Source organism: Campylobacter sp. BCW_4323 (genome assembly GCF_001763115.1).
Taxonomy (GTDB): Bacteria; Campylobacterota; Campylobacteria; order Campylobacterales; family Campylobacteraceae; genus Campylobacter_D; species Campylobacter_D jejuni.
Genome location: NZ_MJYC01000073.1, coordinates 1 through 1,052, shown reverse-complemented (window position 1 = coordinate 1,052; position 1,052 = coordinate 1). Strand labels below are relative to the sequence as shown.

Annotated in this window: 2 protein-coding genes; both read left to right on the top strand. The window is 20.6% G+C overall.

All coding sequences use genetic code 11. From position 1 onward, the window contains the following. The coding region (locus AJN60_RS07565) for a hypothetical protein (RefSeq protein WP_186820464.1) at positions 1-863 on the top strand (863 nt) is incomplete at its 5' end. Next, positions 856-1,052, top strand: a 197-nt coding sequence (locus AJN60_RS07560; RefSeq protein WP_186820823.1) for a hypothetical protein, incomplete at its 3' end; no start/stop codon positions are given. The genes AJN60_RS07565 and AJN60_RS07560, both read left to right, overlap by 8 nt.

Here is a 1,052-nt window from a genome sequence, read left to right as displayed (position 1 = left end):
ACTCTCTCTACCCCTACTACAAAAACATACAAAATTCCTTTACTCCTTTATGTTCTATAGATAATAAAAATAGTAATTTGTTAAAAGAATTTAATTTTGATAGTTTTTCTTGTAATTTTTATAATAATAATATTTTCAATCAAAGTCTTAAGCATTTAAATAATATACAAAATGAAAAAGAATATATCAATGAGTATAAAATATTTTTAGAAAATCTTAATTATTTTAATCAAGAATATAATAATTATAAGCTTGTATCTATACAAGCAATCAATAATTTAAAAATAGCCTATATACAAAAACTATCTTTAGAAAATATCAACAACATCAACATCGATTCAAAACCCTATCTATTAAAAGCTTTATATTTTTGTGAAGATTATGTTTTATATGATAAAGATAAGCAAGCTTTATTTGATGAAAACACAATAAAAGAATTAGAATTTAACTCTAGTTTTTATACTATCTTTATCTCTCATAAAAACAAACTAAATGATACTTATTTAAAAGCAAGAAAAGAACTTTATAAAAGTATTGATGAATTTAAAAAACTTGGTTTTGAAGATTTAGAAAATGCTTATCAAACTTATATGAGCTCTTTTATTATCAATGAAGAATTAAATAACAAAGATAAAACAATCAATAAAAATGAAAACAAAGAAATAAATAAAAATTCAAATCAAGAAAACAATACAAAAGAAAGTATAGATACTATAATAAAAAATACAAATTTTAACAATGAAACTTCTTTAAAAACAAAACAAAGCAATACCATTATAGATGATATAAAAGAAGATTTTAAGATTGTATCTAATAATGCTATAATAAATAATACTAACTTTAAAGGTAAAAAAATTGCTTAAAATATCAAAAAAAATTTCTATTATAGTTTTTATTGTATTAGTTTTTATTGCAGTTGTTAGTAGTGTTTATGAGTTTATCCATGAAGCTCTAAAGTTTAAAGAAGATAATGAAAGCAAAGCAAGAGAAAATCTTAGTGCTTTAATCAAATGGAGTGAAAACGAAGGCAAGGAAGAATTAGAATATGCTAA